This window comes from Pseudomonas sp. CBZ-4, assembly GCF_000346755.1.
In the GTDB taxonomy this organism is placed as follows: Bacteria; Pseudomonadota; Gammaproteobacteria; order Pseudomonadales; family Pseudomonadaceae; genus Aquipseudomonas.
This window is the reverse complement of the sequence record NZ_ANNV01000084.1, coordinates 1-17,471: the sequence shown is the minus strand read 5'-3', so window position 1 is coordinate 17,471 and position 17,471 is coordinate 1. Positions and strand designations below refer to the sequence as shown.

Genomic DNA, 17,471 nt, shown 5'->3' with positions numbered 1-17,471 from the left:
CGCCCAGTGCCTTCGGACGCGTTGGGCTCCCAATGGCTGCTAGAGCATAGTTCAGGGATTGAAGAGCGTTGCCCTGCCATGCAGCGGCGGGCATTCTCTTTGACCCGACACAAGGAAACGTCCCCATGCCAACCCTGCATCTGCTGTGCGGCAAGATCGCCTCCGGCAAATCCACGCTCGCCAACCGCCTCGCTGCCGAACACGCCGCCATTGTGCTCAGCGAAGACCACTGGTTGGCACAGCTCTATCCGGGGGAGATCCTCTCCATCGCAGACTACCTGCGCAGCGCCCAACGTATCCGCGGCGTGCTCGAGCCGCTGGTGATCCGTTTGCTGCAATCGGGGGTCAATGTGGTGCTGGATTTTCCGGCCAACACCCTGGCCAACCGCGAGTGGCTGCGAGGCCTGGCGCAGACGGCCCAGGTGCCGCACTGCCTGCATTACCTGGAACTGGACGACGCCACGTGCCGCGCCCGGCTGCACGCCAGGAATGCCCGGGGCGAGCATGATTTTGCGGCGACGGATGCGGAGTTTGATCTGATTACCCGTCACTTCTGTGTGCCGAGTGAGGAGGAGGGGTTGGTGATTGAGGTGCATCGTCTCGCTGCGGAGTAGAAGCAAATTGAGAGGGGCTGATCAGGAAGTGCCTTTCTCGTAAAGTCGAATTTTCCGACATTCATTTGCGATAGCAAAACTTTACTCTCTGGGCTCTTTTGCGTTCAGGAGTAAAGGAATGACGTCCTGCCTGTTCTTCGATCACAGCCGCCATACATTATGGGTGAGCAACGTGGCGGCGCCGCTCGACGTCCTGGCCTTTAATGGCCAGGAACAGCTCAGCCAGCCATTCACCTACCGCGTGGAGTTCACCAGCCCCGACCTTGATCTGGCCGCCGACTCCATGCTGGGCAAACCCGCCAGCTTCAGCCTGCACGCCCCCGCGCAGAAGCTCCCGTTATTGGGTATGACCCCGCCCAAGATCAAACCGTTGCGCACCCTGCACGGCGTGGTCACCCACTTCGCGCGCCAGTCCGGCTCCAACGACCAGGCCACCTACACACTCACCCTGCAACCCCGAATCGCCCTGCTTGAACGTGGCCGGCAGTTCCGTATCTACCAACACCAATCCGTGCCCGAAATCGTCGAACACATCCTGCGCACCCGCCACGGTTTCGAAGGCCAGGACTTCCTGTTCAACCTCAAGCGCGACTACCCCCGGCGTGAACAGGTCATGCAATATGGCGAAAGCGACCTGGCCTTCATCAGCCGGTTGCTGGCCGAGGTGGGCATCTGGTATCGCTTCACCAGCGACGAACGCCTGCGCATCGACGTCGTCGAATTTTTCGATAGCCAGCGTGGTTACCAGTTCGACGTAGAACTGCCATTCCGCCCGCAATCCGGGCTCGGCAGCAGCGGACAGGACGGTGTGTGGGCGTTGCAATCCAGCCACCAGGTGGTCGAGCAACACGTCAGCGTGCGCGCCTACCACCACCGTGACGCCAGCGTCCAACTCAACGGCGAGGTCGACTACACATCCGGTACCTATGGCGATGCGTACCACTACGCCGAACCCTACACGGTCCTCGGCAATCGACTCGATCAAGACGAAGACCTGCAATGTGAAAGCGGCTATTTCTACGCACGCCTGCGCCACGAGCAGTACCTGAACCAACAGACGCTTTTGAGTGGCATCAGCAGCAGCGCCACCCTTGCGCCGGGCCAGGTCCTCAAGATCAGCGGCGGCGCGCCCCAGGCCTTCAACCCAGGCGCGGTGATCACGTGCATGACCACCACAGCGGCCCGCAACAGCAGTTTCGAAGCCACATTCAAGGCCATCCCCTATTCAGAAACCCTCTGCTTTCGCCCAGCCCCACAAGCCAAACCGCAAATCGCCGGCACCGTCCCGGCCCGCATCACCAGCCCCCAGGCGAACGACCCCTACGCTCATATCGATATGGAAGGCCGCTACCGCGTGAGCTTCCTCTTCGACCGCGACACCTGGAAACCCGGCGAAGAAAGCCTCTGGCTACGCCTGGCCCGTCCCTACGCCGGCGACACCCACGGCCTGCACCTGCCCCTGATCCCCGGCACCGAAGTCGCCATCGCCTTCGAACAAGGCGACCCGGATCGGCCCTACATCGCCCATGCCCTGCATGACAGCCAGCACGTTGATCACGTGACCTTGCGCAATTACAAACGCAACGTGCTGCGTACTCCAGCGAACAACAAGTTGCGCATGGATGACACGCGGGGGCAGGAACACATTAAGTTGAGTACGGAGCACAGTGGCAAGAGCCAGTTGAATTTGGGGCATTTGGTGGATGCACAACGCCAACCGAGAGGACAGGGTGCGGAGTTGCGCACTGACGGGCATGCAGCGGTACGTGCTGGCAGCGGTATTTTCATCAGTGCTGATGGGCAGCCCAAGGCACAGGGGCAGATGCTGGAAATGAGTGCGGCGGTGGCGCGTCTGCAGCAAGCAGGTGAGCAGTTGGAGGGATTGTCTGCTGATGCCAGCGCCGCGAGTGCCGACCCCGCCGATGTGCAAGCGCAATTGAACTTGCTCAAGCAAGACCTGGAACAACTGCAATCGTCCGTGTTGCTGCTCAGTGCCCCTCAAGGCGTTGCCCTGACCAGTGGGCAGCACTTGCAGCTGGCTGCGCAGCACAACCTGATGGTCAACGCCGGAGCCGAGGCGGATATCAGTGTGCTCAAACGGCTGTTTATCGGGGTGGGGCAGGGCGTCAGCCTGTTTGTGCGCAAGGTGGGTGTCAAGTTGATTGCCAACGCAGGCCCTGTGTGTGTTCAGGCACAGAACGACACGTTGGAAGTACTGGCACGCAATGGCTTGGAGATCATCAGTACCGAAGATGAAATCCGCATTGTCGCAAAAAAGAAAATCACCCTGAATGCTGGCGGTAGCTACATCACCCTTGATCAAGTCGGCATCGAGTCCGGGACTCAGGGCAAGCACATTGTCAAATCGGCGAAGGTTGTCTATTTGGGCCCCGCCAATATGTCGGCCACACATCCTGAATACCCGATCAGCCTGTCCAAGCAACCCGTGCAGTTTCGTGTGCCGCTGACCCCTAATGCTCCGGGTCAAGGTTGGGCGGGTATGCCCTACACACTTTACGCCGATGGGGCGGTGCTCAAGCAAGGTGTGCTGGATAAGACGGGGCTCGTATCAATCAACCACGAGGTGGTGACTCAGCAATACCGAATGCAGCTGGCCAACGGGGTGAGTTACCAAATACCGGTGCCCAGCGAATATCGCAATGCCGATCAGGCCAACCTGGCCAATGGCGGCTTGCACAATCATCATGTGCTAACCGATAGCGCGCTGAGTCAGCCCCTCTCGCACACGGACCACCGTGCCTTGTACGCCGCCGTGACCAACCCATCGAGTGACCCGGAAGGGAAAACCTCATGACTCAATCCGACATCGTCGTGCCCATCGCCCTGCGCCACACCCAGCAAGCCACCTGCACCGCGCCCTGGTACGTGCAGCGCAGTGAGTATCATCCGGTGCAAGCCACCTACCAGCCACTCATCAACGGCGAAGAAGCCTTCAAGGCCGTGCATGTGGCCATCGCCAACGCCACGAGAACCATCGACATCATTTGCTGGGGCTTTCAGCCGTCGATGTATTTCATTCGTGACGGCAACAGCCCAACGATCGGCGAATTGCTGATGTGCAAGGCGCGTGAAGGCGTCGAGGTGCGAATACTGGGTTGGGAATCGCCGTTCAACAGTGCCGGCGCAGCGGGTGAGGCCAACTTGCCTGGCAAGGGCCCGTACCGTATCAAGGACCGGGCGCTGCAACCTTCCACGGCCGATCAATATGCGTATGACCGGCATTGGTTTTCCCAATGCGCATTTGCCGATCATCTGGCACCGGCCATGCGCGTGGTGCGCAGTGTGCCGGTGTTTGTCAGCCGTGGTTTCAGCCTGTATGAACGGGCTGAAATTGCTCACCAGGCCAAATACAAAAGTCTTGATCCGCAGCTTAGCGCTGGGACGTTAGGCGCGTTGGCGGTGGCCGTGACGCACCATCAGAAAACCGTGCTGGTCGACTATGAGCTGAAAGATCGCGCTGTCGGCTTTGTCATGGGCCACAACATGCTCGATGAGTATTGGGATACCAACGATCACACCGCGCGCAATCGCACCGAAGGGGCCAAGCCCGAGCCCAACCGCGGGCCGCGTGGTGATACGCCGCGCCAGGATATTTCCAGCCAGGTCAGCGGGCCGATCCTCGAGCACCTGCACCATAACTTCGCCACCGCCTGGCGCAAGGAAACGGGTGAAGACTTGCTGCTTTCCCGCCAGGCCAAGCAGGTAGGGCCAACACTGACATGCATCCCCGGCGCCACTCGCCAGTTGGCCCAACTGGTGCGTACCCAGGCGCAAGAAGGCAAGCGTGACATTGAAAAGCTCTACCTGAAGGCCGTGAACAACGCGACTCAGTTCATCTATATCGAGAACCAATACTTTCGCTGGCCGCCATTGGCCGAGGCCATCAACAAGGCCGCCGCCGACCAAACCCGCGCAGGACGCGATCCAGGTTTGCACGGCAACCTGCATCTGTTTGTGATCACCAATGCCAGTGAAGATGGCGTAGGTCCGGGCGCCCTGAACACCTACCGCATGCTCGAAAGCCTTGGGCGTGGCGACACGATGCCTGAGATCAGCAAGTTGCAGCGCATTGCACGGATCAAGGCCGAGGCGGATAAACAGGCGCCGTCGTTGGCGGAACTCGTCGAACAGCAGGCTCTGGTCACCTTGACCCGCCTGAGCGACGCGTTGGGCGGTGGCAAGGCAAGTGATAAAGCCCGGGAAGCCCAGGGCGAACGTCGGGTCAATCATGAGTACCGAGAGGCCGCACTCAACCGACAGATCAAGGCGATCCAGACCCGCACAGAGGTGCCGCAGCCACGTCCAGGCCTGAAAGTGCATGTGTGCTCGCTGGTGGCAAAGGACTCGCCGGCGGGTAAGCCGTGGGTGCCGGTGTATATCCATTCGAAGCTGATGATTGTTGACGACGTGTTCACCACCCATGGCTCGGCCAATATCAACACGCGGAGCATGCAGGTGGACAGTGAGCTGAATATTGCCCATGAGTGGATGAGTGTGACGCAGGCGCTGAGGAGGCGGTTGTGGGGGCTGCATACGGATGGGAAGGGGGTGCAGGATGATCCTGAGGTGGCGTTCGATACGTGGCAGGAGCTTATTAATCAAAATAACGATCTCCAAGAGGCCGAGAGTTCACCCTCTAGCCCGCTCGTCAAATTCAACTATGGCGGCGTCATTCTGGGGGACCTCGATTGAAGCGCCTGAATCTCTTGCTGCTGGCCGCATTCGGCGCCGTTATTGCTTCAGCTTTGCCCGCGAAGGAGGTTGCATTGATCCCGCTTACTGAAATCAAGGCCAAGCTGGCCTTCGCTTGCGCACATGAACGCATTCCTACGCCTTCTGCTGAGGCTGATGCCCTGTTTCAATATGCCCGTTGGCTGCAGAAAAACAACCTGTTGAAGCAGGACACATCCGTTGATGCAGAGATTGAGCGCCTGTACCGAATTGCAGCCGAGAACAGTCATTACAAGGCCAATATAAACCTGCAGAACGGCAGTATGCGCGGGCACTTCATGCTCCGAGGCGAGGAACACTTGCGCTTGAGTCAGCAACTGATTGATGCCGGCGTGGCGACAGGGTACTACCTGATCGGTATCTTTTTGAGCAAAGGCACGGCTGGACTGAAGCAGGATACGGAAATGGCACTACGTTACTACCGCAAGGCCGCCGACCTCGGAAGTGCTCAAGCCCAGCATGTTGTCGGGGATATACTGGCGCCAATCAGTATTGCTCCTGACGTCGCGAGGCAGATGCGTCGCTGTGCTGCTGAGCAGGGGGATGGAGAGGCAGCTAATGCGTTAGCTATTTACCTTTCTAGAACAGGTGAGTTTCACCAAGCGCTCGAACTGTTTCAAATGGGAATTGCTGCCGGGCATAGTTCGTCAGCTTTGCGTTTATCAAACAGCTTTCGCAACCCTGAATCCTCTAATACCCTGCACTACCTAGGCCAACAGGAAGATCTCGAACGCGCCGAACGCTACGAAAAAATCTGGCGAATACTCGCCAGGTATTCCTACGCCGACCCCAAAGTCCCCGAAATCAACGACATCCTCCCTCTACCCCCAGCCAAACTGCCCCCCTGGGACGGCAAGCTGCAATGGCTTGAATCCCGCCTGGCGAATATCCCCCCGCCCAAACCCAGCGAGGCGCTGATCACCGAGCTGGCCAAGGCCAAGCTCCTTGACCCCGCCACCGGCCTAGGTTTACCGGGCTCCCCAGCATTCAGCCAATCCCACTTATCCGCGCCCAGCAGTTACAGCGGCCAAACCTGCCCGGTCAGTGGGTATTGGAAGGTTGCCTTTTTGCCGTGGGGCCATTCATTGAGAGACAACAACGGCACCCGGCATTTCCAGCAGGGCGATGTGTTTCCCACGGTGTGGGTCGAACGCTATCAGTTCCGCACATGGCCTTTCCCGGACAAGGTCACACGGTTTGAAAGTGCGGTCAGGTGGTGCCTGCTTTCATGAAAGCCCCACCATCACCTTCGCGGGAGCAGGCCTGCGAAGGTAATGTTGGCAGCCCCCTAGGACTTGAACCGCCCCACCAACCCATTCAACTCATCCGACAGGTTCGACAACCGCCCCGAGTCGTCCTGTGCCGAGTTGGCCAGGCTTTCCACCAGTCGCGCTTCGTCGTAGATCTGCTGGATATGCCGGTTGATCTCTTCCGCCACGCTGTGTTGTTCCTCGGCGGCGGCCGAGATCTGCAGGTTCTGGTCGCGAATTTCGTTGACCGACAATTGGATGCCCTCGAAGCTGTCCCGCGCGCTTTCGATGGACGACACGCTGGCCCGCGACAGGTCCAGGCAACTGCCCATTTTCTGGGTGACTTCCTGGGTCTTGGTTTCCAGGGTGCCGAGCAGGTTTTCGATCTCGCCGGTGGAGTCCGAGGTGCGCTTGGCCAAGGCCCGTACTTCGTCGGCCACCACCGCAAAACCGCGACCTTGATCGCCGGCCCGGGCGGCTTCGATGGCGGCGTTGAGGGCCAGCAGGTTGGTCTGCTCGGCAATGGCGCGGATGGTGCCGAGGATCTGGTTGATGCTGCGGCTGCCCGCTTCCAGTTCGATCATGGCCTGGGACGACTCGGTCAGGCGGCGGCCCAGGCGGTTGACGTTGTCGGTGGTCACTTCGATCTGCTGTTTGCCTTCAGCGACGCGGCGGTGGCCGTTCTCCGCCGACTCGGCGGCACCGCTGCACGAGCGGGCGACTTCGTTGGCCGTGGCGACCATCTCGTTGAACGCCGTAGAGACCAATTCCACCGCCTCGCGCTGGCGCCCCGCAGCGTCGTTCATATTGTTCGCCACTTCACGGTTGACCCGTGAAGCATCCTGCAAATTGGCCGAAGCCGCGCCGATGTGCTGGATCAACTGGCGGATCGCCGCGAGAAACTTGTTGAACCAGCCGGCCAGCTCGGCGGTTTCGTCCTTGCCCTGCACGTGCAGCTCGTGGCGCAAATCGCCTTCGCCCTGGGCGATGGACTGCAAGCCGGTGCTGACCTGGCCGATGGGTTTGACGATGACTTTGGAGAACGCCGCCGCCACCAGCCCGAAGATCAGCACCAGCACCGCAACGATCGCGCTGGTGAGGTAGGTCATGCGCGTGGCCTCGGCCATCACTTCGCTGTATTCGATCAGGCCGACATATCGCCAGCCCAGGCCGGGCGAGGTCCAGATATTGGCCATGTAGCGCACGCCATTGATCACCACCTCGGTGGAACCCTGGGCGGTGTTGGCCAACTGTGCGTAGGGTTCGCCCAGGTCTTTGAGGGGCTTGAAGTTGTGTCCGTTGTCGCGCGGGTCCACCAGCACCACGCCGTCTTCGATCAGCATCACGTAGCCGCTTTCGCCGAGCTTGATGCTCTTGACCAGCTCGGTGAGGTTCTTCAGCGAGACGCTGACCACAAACACGCCCTTGGCCTTGCCGGTGTTATCCAGCAATGCGCGCGCGGTGCCCACCAGTGCCACGTCGTCTTTGTCGTAGTAATACGCCGGGGTGCGCACGGTCTCGCCGGGGCTGGCCATTGCCGCCTTGTACCAGGGGCGCGTGCGCGGATCGTATTTGGCCAGTTGTGGGTCATCGGGCCATTTGGCGTAAGTGCCGTCTTCGAGGCCGATGGACAGAATCGCAGCGGCGGGGTGGGTCGCACCGTAGCGCGCAAAGTGATCGATCACCTGCTGCGCCTCGGCCGGCATCGGTTGGCTGGCGGCGTTGGCGGGTTGGTAATCTTTGAGCGTGTTCACGGAAGTGTATACAGGATCGGCGGACAATTGATCGACGTTCTGCGTCGTACCGTCGAAAAACTGGCGGATATTGCCATCGATCTGGCGTATTTCCCGGGTGCTGCCATCGATGAATTGATCGACCGCCTGGGTCCGCGTGTTCATGACAGAGATCACCGCGACCAGGCTGACCGGGATAAAAGCGACGGAAACGAAAGCAAGGACCAGCTTATTTTTTATTTTCATCGAGACGACCATCAGCGGGGAGGGCGGCCAAATCGTCGCTTCTGGGTGGAATGCGGCGATTTGCTATCACTGCTATGTCGGCGCGGGTGTCGAGAATCTTTAGGGTTTTTTTGTGTACAACAGAAAAGCTGGATTGTCTGGTATGCGTTGTTTGTCCTCGATGTGAGCGTGGGGGGGTTGAGCTGATAGAGGTGTTGCCTGTGCCGCCGCCTTCGCAGGCAAGCCAGCTCCCACCTTTGACCGGGTTCACAAATCAAAAATGTGGGAGTTGTCGAGCTTTAGCGAGGCTACGAAGGCGGCGGCACTGCTGGTAGAGATGTCGCCTGTGCCGCCGCTATCGCAGGCAAGCCGAGCCCCACATTGATCAAGGCGGCATCTCGGTTAATATGCCGCCTGCTCTTCCCCCCGCTCAAGGAGATCCCATGGCGCTTATCACCGAACGTGTAGAACTGGCCCGCAAGGGGGTCAATGACAAGGTTATCTGCCGGATGGCTTCCGGCTGGGCGGTGATGGGCGATGTGCAGTTTCTGCCGGGATACTGCCTGTTGTTGCCCGACCCGGTGGTTGCCAGCCTCAATGACCTGGATGCTGAAGCCCGTGCCACTTACCTGCTGGACATGGCCCGCATCGGCGACGCCGTGTTGCAAGCCACCGATGCCTTGCGCATGAACTACGAGATCCTCGGCAACTCCGAGCCGGAGTTGCATTGCCATATCTTCCCGCGCTATGTCGTGGAGCCGGATGACAAACGGCGGATGCCAGCCTGGTTCTACGACTGGAAAAATGCGCCGCCGTACGCCGAAGCAGTACACGGCCCGTTGCGCAAGGCGCTGGCGCAGTTGTTGGAGGCACCGACGAATGCGTGAACGCAAAGCCTCGCGCCTGCTGGTGATCAGCCCCGCCCACGAGGTGCTGCTGTTTCGCTTTGTGCACAAGGACGGCGCATTGGCCGGGCAAAACTACTGGGCCACACCCGGTGGCGGTGTTGAAGAGGGCGAGACCTTCGAAGCCGCCGCAATACGCGAATTGCGCGAAGAGACGGGCCTTATATGCGACAGCGTTGGCGCCTGCGTGGCCGACCGGCGCGTTGCCTTGATGCTGCCCAGTGGCGAAACGGTGCTGGCCATCGAGCACTATTTTGTCGTGCATGCGCCCAGCACGGCGCTGTCAAAAGCCGAGTGGACGCTGTCAGAAACCCAGGTCATGGCCGATCACCATTGGTGGTCCGTCAGCGAGCTCAGAACCACTCGCGACACGGTCTGGCCTGAAGCGCTGCTCCAGATGCTGCAAGACGCAGGCATCTGACCCCACTCAGCGCGTGTAGCCCGGCACTAGTCGAAACGCTTCGGCGACACGCGTTGGATTCGGCAACGCGAGCACTCGGCGGTACAGCTCTTGATGGGCTTTGCACACCTCAGCGGGGGCGTGTTGGGTCGGGTTTCGATAGGCGTCGTAGGTGCCGGGCGCGGCGTGGGTGAACACACGGCTCAGATCGGCCCGGGCCTGGGCGGTTGGGGTAACCTCACCCGTGACCTCGGCGGCCGCCTTGACCAGTTCACGTTGGCTGTTCCGCCTGTCCGTGAACAGCGCCAGCAAGGTTGCTGGCAGCGCGCTGTAGCCCCCAGGGTAAACGCCACTAGAACGCGCAGATCTTCTCGTCGCCTTGCCCCACCGCGTTCACGAACGCCGCCTGGGCTTGCCAGAACCGCAACAGTTGTGGGGCAGGAGCCTTGCGCAGTGCGTCCTGGATCAGCCAGGTGTCGTGATCCCGCGTGAGCTTATCGAATGCGGTAAAGGTTGAGGCCTTGTCCAGGGCGTTTTGTGCCTTGGCCTTTTCCACCTCGTACTGCGCAGGCGCGTCTTCGGCCAGGGTCTTGAGCTGGAAATATTTGCGCAGGTGGGCGTCCAGTTGCCCCGGTTCCCGCAGCTTTGCCAGGCGCGCATCGGTGAAGTCACGGGCATCTGCGGTGGCGGTAATGATGTGTTCGCGCTTGAGTTCAGTGATGTCGGGGAACCACATGTCTTCACGGCCGGTCGCCAGCACTTTGTCGACGAACTGCCGGGACGCACCGTGTTTGAGTAGCGCGTCACGATACTGCTCGACGACGGCCGCCGATGCCTCGCCCGATTCGAACAGCGTCGCGGCGTGAAAGCCCAGCTTGCCTTCAGCGCCGAGCAAACGCTGCTTGCCGGACATGAACACCAACGCGCAGGCACTCACGCACTCACGGTTGGTATAGGTGCTCAGGCCCTTGTCTTCGATGAGCCGCGCAATGGCCCGGGCTTCGCCAAACAGGCCGCCCACGCTGTCCAGTTGCACCGTGGTGACGTCGGGGTGATCCGCCACTGCCTGCTCGAAGGCTGAAAAGCTGCCGGGCGCGATGCCGCCGCTGAATTCCAGCTCGCTATCGCCGAGCGCAGTGATGCGGTAGGCGGGCAGCGCATTGGGGTCCATCGCCAGGCGCAACGCCGCCTTGAACGCGGGCACCACATCGAACAACGAATAAGCCGTCTGCACCGCGCCGACGATCACCAGGATGCGCACCACGGTGACCCAGCGGGACTTGCCGCCCCGCTGGCGGTGGTGCCGCGCCGAACGCCACACGCCCACCCCTTGCCAGAGCGTGACGGCCAGCGCGCCGGCCATGAACGGCACGCCCATCATCAGCAAGCCGGTGGGGCTTGGCGGGTTGCGCACCAGCATGAAGTACAGCGGCGATGTCGCCAGCAGGCACACCAGGCTGAGCAGCACTTCGTTGATCCAGAATGAGTGGGCCAGCGAGAATTCGCCGCGCCAGTGGCGGACCAAGTAGTTGCGCGGTGATGGGGCGACGGCTTCACTCATGACCGGTACCGAGTGTCACGGTCAGGCCCGCCTGCCGGGCCAATTCGAGGGTGTGCTCAACGCGGTCGGCATCGACGATAAACCCGACGTAATCGTCATCGCCTGAGTCCAGGTGCAGGTAGCGCTTGTCGAAAGCGGTCAGCCACTGATCGAAGCTCGCCAGCACTTCCAGCATTGGCCGGGTGCCAGTGTGTTCATAGTGGTAGGGCGTTTGCACGCCGCTGGCGGCCACCAGATAGGGCGCCTGGTATTCAAAGCCATCGAAGCCACGAAAGTCGACGCCGAGCAGGGCAAGGTCGGCGAGCTTCTGGCCTCTGGAGGTGTCGAGCAAACCTTCGGTCAATGCGCTGGCGGGGTCTTGGTCCACGGCATATTTACGCAGGACGCGGCGCACGAGTCGCGCGCTTTCTGCCTCGGGCACACGCGACAGAAGGGTTTCGGTGAACACCTTGAGTGCCTGTTTTTGCGCGACAGATTCGGGCGAGCGCATCTCGCGCATGATCGCCGCATGGCTGGCGTTTGTTTCATCGGGCGGCGGCATAGTGAAGCGGCCACCGAACAACCGATCTAAAAAGCCCATCGCATTCCCTCGCTGTAGACCTGTTGCGAAAGGCGCGACCATAGCGTTTTTTTCGCCGGCTGGCCAACCGGGACCATCGTTTGTCGCTACACTGCGCGCCCAAAATTCAGCAAGGAAGCGTTGGATGTGCCTGCGCGTTCAACGCGGTGACGGTCAATCATGAAGATCAAGCAGTGGTTCGAATCGTGGGAATGGGTTGTTCTTTTTGGCGTGATTGTGGCGATTGTTTTGTACGCGAAAAACGTGTCCATCAGCCAGTGGCCGCTGGCTACGGGCGGCTTTCTGTGTGTGGTCGCCGTCCTGCTGTTCGGCCTGCTCTTGAATATGAAGACCCTGCGCATTCGCAAAGGGATCTTGATGATCGGGCTAGGTGTAATTACGTCGATGGTCTACAAGTTTGGCGTCGCGGAGTACATGAAGTGTGCGCTTGAACTGACTCACGCGCCGGGTACGTGCACGGCCTATGTGCCGGTCCATGTATTTACCGCCGCCAATACCATCGATACCGTGATCCTGCTGATAACCATCGCGTGCGGTGGTGTCGGCGGCAGCATCCTGGCCGCTCACGGCGATGTCACCGCTACGGATGCGAAAGGTGCGCCACCAGCAAATCCCGGCGATATTCAAACCTTGCTTGAATCGATCGAAAGCAAGCTGGACCGCCAGAACCTCAAGCTGAACCTGGTCTGCGGTGGTGCCTTTCTGGTGCTACTGCTGGTGATCGTGCGCGTGTTCTCTTGAGCGCAACGCACTAGCGCCGGCTCAACGCCAACTTCACCGCAAACAGCACAAAGATCATCCCGGTGGTGCGGTCCATCCACTGGATGACCTTTTCCCGGCGCAAGAACCCGGACAGCGGCTGCGTGGCGCCGGTCAACACCAGTGACCACGCCAGCCCCAGCACCACATGGATGCTCACCAGGCCAAAGGTCCAGGCGATCAGCGATTGCCCTTGGGGAATGAACTGCGGCAGGAACGACACGTAGAAAATCCCCACCTTGGGGTTCAGCACATTGCCCAGCATGCCTTTGACAAACCAGTTGCCGCCGGCTTTGCCCTCCACATCGGCTGACGCCAGCGAGCGCCGTGGACGCAGCAGCATGTTCAGACCCAGCCAGGCCAGGTAAGCCGCGCCGCAGTATTTGAGCAGGTTGAAGGCCACTTCCGAGACCGCAATCAGCGCGCCCAACCCGAACGCAACAGCCGCGCCCCACAGCAGGCAGCCCGCATTGATCCCGAGCGTGGCCTGCAAGGCCTGGCGCTTGCCCTCCACCGTGGCGGTCCTGAGCACCAATGCAGTGTCGAGGCCGGGTGTGAGCGTCAGCAGCGTGGCGGCGAAGGTAAAGCCGAGGAGGTTATCGGCGATGGACATGGCACTGGCATCCACAAGAGGCGAGGGTGGACGTTAGCGCATGCAAAGGCGCCCTGTAAAAGGGCGCGTGAAGGGAAGGGATCAGCGATTGAAGCGGGCGACCAGCGCGTATTGGGTGGCTGCTGTATTGGTCAGTTCTTTGCTCAAGTCGGTGGATTGATGAGCCTGGATCGAGGTCTGGTCGGCCAGCCCGGCAATGGTGGTGATATTGCGGCTGATTTCCTCGGCCACCGCGCTCTGTTCCTCAGTGGCAGCGGCAATTTGCGTAGTCATGTCAGTGATGTGCGACACGGCCTCGCTGATGCCGACGAGTGCCTGGTCCGCCTCCAGCACCCACGCCACGCCTTCCTGAGCTTGGCGCTGGCCGTTTTCCATGCTGTGCACGGCGTTGTTGGAGGACGCCTGCAATTGCGTGATCAACGCATGGATCTGCGTGGTGGATTGGGAGGTGCGTTGCGCCAGTTGGCGCACTTCGTCGGCCACCACCGCAAACCCGCGGCCCATGTCGCCGGCGCGGGCTGCTTCGATAGCGGCGTTGAGGGCCAGCAAGTTGGTTTGATCGGCAATGCCTTTGATCACGTCCACCACGCTGCCGATTTCGTCGCTGTCGCGGGCCAGTTGGGCGACGGTCACCCCGGTTTCGCCGACCACGGCGGAGAGGCGCTCGATGGCTTCGCGGGTATCGCGTGCCACCTCGCGGCCGCGTCCGGTCAAGGCGTTGGCTTGCTGGGTGGCATCGGCGGTGCGCTGTACGTGGCTGGCGACTTCCTGGGTAGTGGCAGCCATCTGGTTGACGGCGGCCGAGACTTGTTCGGTTTCCACGCGCTGGCGGTCCAGGCCTCTGGCGCTGGCGCTGGCCAACTGGTCGGATTGGCCGGCGAGGGCGCTGAGTTGTTCGGCGCTGTCCTGCAGGCGGGTGAGGCAGGTTTTCAGGCGGGCGGCCTGGCTGAGGAACGCGGTTTCCAGGCGCCCTTGGGGCCCACGGGCGTCGCTGTACATCTGCGCGATTAACGCGTCTGAGGTTGAAGGTTCCACGCCGCGCAGCAAGTGCAAGATGCTGCCCTGACGTATGCGCGCGCAAAGCACGCCGACCGGTATCGCCACAGCAACGGCCACGGCCAGGGCGATAGGCGCACTGAGAAACAGGCCCGCCACGCTCCCGGCCACGCCGGTTGCCATGTAGGGCACGCAGTTCAGCGCCGCTGGCAGCCACGCGTCCTGGCGTGGCACGCCGGGTTTGCCGGCGCTGATGCGGCGGTACAGCGCCTGGGCACGCCGGATCTCATCGGCGCTGGGCTTGACCCGTACCGACTCGAAACCGACCACCGTGCTGCCGTCGAAGATCGGCGTGACGTAGGCGTTGACCCAATAGTGGTCGCCGGTCCTGGAGCGGTTCTTGACGATGCCCATCCACGGCAGGCCCTGCTTGAGCGCGCTCCACATGTGCGCGAAAACCGCCGGTGGTACATCGGGGTGACGCACGATATTTTGCGGTGCGCCGATCAGATCGGCCCTGTCAAAACCGCTGATTTCAACAAAGGCGTCGTTGCAGTAGGTGATGACACCTCTCACGTCGGTGGCGGAAATAAGTTTTTGCTGAGGCGCGAGTGAAATCTCGCGCTGTGTGACTGGCTGGTTGTTGCGCATTCCGACTACTCCCTGGTTGCACTCAGCCAATCGGCCTCAGCTGGGAAAAGATTAATCCACATTGGCTATTTCGCCAGCCATTGGTCAAAAGCCTGAAACTTCCCGATGAAAAACCTCATAATGGCGGCCATTTTTGTTTAGCCGTTATTCTGGTGTGCCCGCATGGAAATCAAGGTCAACTTTCTCGACAACCTTCGACTTGAAGCCAAGTTCGACGACTTCACCGTAATTGCCGACCAACCGATCCGCTACAAAGGCGATGGTTCGGCACCGGGGCCGTTCGATTATTTCCTGGCTTCGTCGGCGTTGTGTGCGGCGTACTTCGTGAAGTTGTATTGCTCCACGCGCGATATCCCCACCGACAATATTCGTCTGTCGCAGAACAATATCGTTGACCCGGAAAACCGCTATAACCAGATCTTCAAGATCCAGGTCGAGTTGCCGGCGGATATCTCCGAGAAAGATCGCCAGGGCATCCTGCGTTCCATTGATCGTTGCACCGTGAAGAAAGTAGTGCAGGCCGGTCCCGAGTTCATCATCGAAGAAGTGGAAAACCTCGACGCCGATGCCCAGGCCTTGTTGATGCCCAATAGCACCTCCGACGCGGGCACTTATATAGCGGGCAAGGACCTGCCGCTGGAGCAGACCATCGCCAACATGTCGGCGATTCTCGCCGGCCTGGGCATGAAGATTGAGATCGCGTCCTGGCGCAATATCGTGCCCAACGTGTGGTCGCTGCATATCCGCGACGCCCATTCGCCGATGTGCTTTACCAACGGCAAGGGCGCGACCAAGGAAGGCGCATTGGCGTCGGCGCTGGGCGAGTTCATCGAGCGGCTCAACTGCAACTTCTTCTATAACGATCAATTCTGGGGTGAAGAACTGGCCAACGCGCCGTTCGTGCATTACCCGGACGAGCGCTGGTTCCAGCCCGGCCCGCAGGATGAGCTGCCGACGGAAATTCTCGATGCCTACTGCCTCAAGGTTTACAACCGCGACGGCGAGTTGCGCGGTTCGCACCTGTACGACACCAACTCGGGCAACGAAGCGCGCGGTATCGTGTCGCTGCCGTTTGTGCGCCAGTCCGATGGTGAGGTGGTGTACTTCCCGTCCAACCTGATTGAAAACCTCTACCTCAGCAACGGCATGAGCGCGGGCAACACCCTGGCCGAAGCCCAGGTGCAATGTCTGTCGGAGATCTTCGAGCGGGCGGTGAAGCGCGAAATCATCGAAGGCGAATTTGCCTTGCCGGACGTACCTGCCGAGGTGCTGGCCAAGTACCCGGGGATTCTTGCCGGTATCCAGGGCCTGGAAGCCCAGGGTTTCCCGGTGCTGGTCAAGGATGCGTCCCTGGGCGGTGAGTTCCCTGTGATGTGCGTGACCCTGATGAACCCGCGCACCGGTGGCGTGTTTGCCTCGTTCGGCGCGCACCCAAGCCTGGAAGTGGCGCTGGAGCGCAGCCTTACCGAGCTGCTCCAAGGTCGCAGCTTCGAAGGCTTGAACGACCTGCCAGCGCCGACCTTTGAAGGCCAGGCGGTGACCGAGCCGAACAACTTCGTCGAGCACTTCATCGACTCCAGCGGTGTGGTGTCGTGGCGCTTCTTCAGCGCGCAGTCGGATTACGAGTTTGTCGAATGGGACTTCTCCGGCGAAGGCGCCGACTCCAACGCGCAGGAAGCCGCGACCCTGTTTGGCATCCTCGAAAGCATGGGTAAAGAATCCTATATGGCGGTGTACGAACACCTCGGCGCCACCGCCTGCCGCATCCTGGTGCCGGACTACTCGGAAATCTACCCGGTGGACGACCTGATCTGGGACAACACCAACAAGGCGCTGTTCTTCCGTGCCGACATCCTCAACCTGCACAGCCTCGACGACGCCGAACTCAACGCCTTGGCCGAGCGCCTGATCGAAAGCGAACTGGACGATTATACCGACATCACCACCTTGATCGGCATCGAGTTCGACGACAACACGGCCTGGGGCCAGTTGACCATCCTCGAATTGAAACTGCTGATCTTCCTCGCCTTGCAGCAACATGAAGAAGCCAAGGAATGCGTGGAGATGTTCCTGCAATACAACGACAACACCGCCGACCGTGGCCTGTTCTACCAGGCGATGAATGCGGTGCTGGAGATGGAACTGGACGACGACCTGGAACTGGCGGACTACGAAGCCAACTTCCGCCGCATGTTTGGCAATGAGCGGATGGACGCGGTGATTGGCTCGGTCAATGGCAGCGTGCGGTTTTATGGCCTGACGCCGACCAGCATGAAGCTGGAAGGGTTGGATCGGCATCAGCGCTTGATTGAGAGCTACAAGAAACTGCACGCGGCGCGGGCCAGCATTACCTCAGCTTGACGCCATTCTCCTGTGAACGCGGATTTGTGTGGGAGCTGGCTTGCCTGCGATAGCATCACCTCGGTTCAACT

15 protein-coding genes are annotated in these 17,471 nt (G+C 60.6%); 9 read left to right on the top strand and 6 right to left on the bottom strand.

The window, feature by feature from the left end; genetic code table 11:
• Positions 1–125 precede the first annotated feature (125 nt).
• From B348_RS0110410 to B348_RS0110395, 4 genes are all read left to right on the top strand, one after another.
• Positions 126–614: an ATP-binding protein gene (locus B348_RS0110410; RefSeq protein WP_017736061.1), complete on the top strand. Its 489-nt coding sequence runs from the start codon at positions 126–128 to the stop codon at positions 612–614.
• 118 nt (positions 615–732) lie between these two features.
• Positions 733–3,429, top strand: a complete 2,697-nt coding sequence (locus B348_RS0110405; protein ID WP_017736060.1) for a type VI secretion system Vgr family protein — start codon at positions 733–735, stop codon at positions 3,427–3,429.
• Positions 3,426–5,327, top strand: coding sequence for a phosphatidylserine/phosphatidylglycerophosphate/cardiolipin synthase family protein (locus B348_RS0110400; RefSeq protein ID WP_017736059.1), 1,902 nt, complete (start codon positions 3,426–3,428; stop codon positions 5,325–5,327). Before B348_RS0110405 ends, B348_RS0110400 begins: the two co-directional genes overlap by 4 nt.
• Positions 5,324–6,598, top strand: coding sequence for a DUF6396 domain-containing protein (locus B348_RS0110395; RefSeq protein WP_017736058.1), 1,275 nt, complete (start codon positions 5,324–5,326; stop codon positions 6,596–6,598). The genes B348_RS0110400 and B348_RS0110395 overlap by 4 nt, the downstream gene beginning before the upstream one ends.
• Before the next feature lie 56 nt (positions 6,599–6,654).
• Here B348_RS0110395 and B348_RS0110390 read toward each other — a convergent pair whose 3' ends face one another.
• Positions 6,655–8,595: a methyl-accepting chemotaxis protein gene (locus tag B348_RS0110390; RefSeq protein ID WP_026136705.1), complete on the bottom strand. Its 1,941-nt coding sequence runs from the start codon at positions 8,593–8,595 to the stop codon at positions 6,655–6,657.
• Between B348_RS0110390 and B348_RS1000000131745 the strand changes: the two genes are divergently transcribed.
• The 3 genes from B348_RS1000000131745 (at position 8,513) to B348_RS0110380 (ending at position 9,900) form a co-directional block, all read left to right on the top strand.
• Positions 8,513–8,698: a hypothetical protein gene (locus tag B348_RS1000000131745; protein ID WP_017736056.1), complete on the top strand. Its 186-nt coding sequence runs from the start codon at positions 8,513–8,515 to the stop codon at positions 8,696–8,698. The genes B348_RS0110390 and B348_RS1000000131745 overlap by 83 nt on opposite strands.
• Positions 8,699–9,017: 319 nt before the next feature.
• Positions 9,018–9,461 carry an HIT family protein gene (locus tag B348_RS0110385; protein WP_017736055.1) on the top strand — a complete coding sequence of 148 codons (444 nt, stop codon included), beginning with the start codon at positions 9,018–9,020 and terminating at the stop codon, positions 9,459–9,461.
• Complete coding sequence (locus B348_RS0110380) at positions 9,454–9,900, top strand: NUDIX hydrolase (RefSeq protein ID WP_017736054.1); 447 nt, start codon at positions 9,454–9,456, stop codon at positions 9,898–9,900. The genes B348_RS0110385 and B348_RS0110380 overlap by 8 nt, the downstream gene beginning before the upstream one ends.
• Positions 9,901–9,906: 6 nt before the next feature.
• On the opposite strand, the gene B348_RS1000000131535 is transcribed toward B348_RS0110380, so the two are convergent.
• The 3 genes from B348_RS1000000131535 to B348_RS0110365 all read right to left on the bottom strand — a co-directional run bounded on the left by B348_RS1000000131535 (position 9,907) and on the right by B348_RS0110365 (position 12,020).
• Entirely contained in the window at positions 9,907–10,077 is a 171-nt protein-coding gene (locus B348_RS1000000131535) for a hypothetical protein (protein ID WP_157356496.1), read from the bottom strand.
• Between the two features lie 154 nt (positions 10,078–10,231).
• Positions 10,232–11,440, bottom strand: coding sequence for a hypothetical protein (locus tag B348_RS0110370; RefSeq protein ID WP_017736052.1), 1,209 nt, complete (start codon positions 11,438–11,440; stop codon positions 10,232–10,234).
• Positions 11,433–12,020, bottom strand: coding sequence for a hypothetical protein (locus B348_RS0110365; protein WP_017736051.1), 588 nt, complete (start codon positions 12,018–12,020; stop codon positions 11,433–11,435). The genes B348_RS0110370 and B348_RS0110365 overlap by 8 nt, the downstream gene beginning before the upstream one ends.
• Positions 12,021–12,179: 159 nt before the next feature.
• Between B348_RS0110365 and B348_RS0110360 the strand changes: the two genes are divergently transcribed.
• Positions 12,180–12,761 (top strand): hypothetical protein, encoded by a 582-nt coding sequence (locus B348_RS0110360; protein WP_017736050.1) that lies wholly within the window; start codon positions 12,180–12,182, stop codon positions 12,759–12,761.
• Between the two features lie 10 nt (positions 12,762–12,771).
• Here the strand turns inward: B348_RS0110360 and B348_RS0110355 are convergent, their stop codons facing one another.
• Positions 12,772–13,392: a LysE family translocator gene (locus B348_RS0110355; RefSeq protein WP_017736049.1), complete on the bottom strand. Its 621-nt coding sequence runs from the start codon at positions 13,390–13,392 to the stop codon at positions 12,772–12,774.
• Between the two features lie 81 nt (positions 13,393–13,473).
• Positions 13,474–14,964 carry a methyl-accepting chemotaxis protein gene (locus B348_RS0110350; protein WP_371105868.1) on the bottom strand — a complete coding sequence of 497 codons (1,491 nt, stop codon included), beginning with the start codon at positions 14,962–14,964 and terminating at the stop codon, positions 13,474–13,476.
• A gap of 237 nt (positions 14,965–15,201) precedes the next feature.
• Here B348_RS0110350 and B348_RS0110345 point away from each other — a divergent pair, with 237 nt between their 5' ends.
• Entirely contained in the window at positions 15,202–17,400 is a 2,199-nt protein-coding gene (locus tag B348_RS0110345; RefSeq protein WP_017736047.1) for an OsmC domain/YcaO domain-containing protein, read from the top strand.
• Positions 17,401–17,471 lie beyond the last annotated feature (71 nt).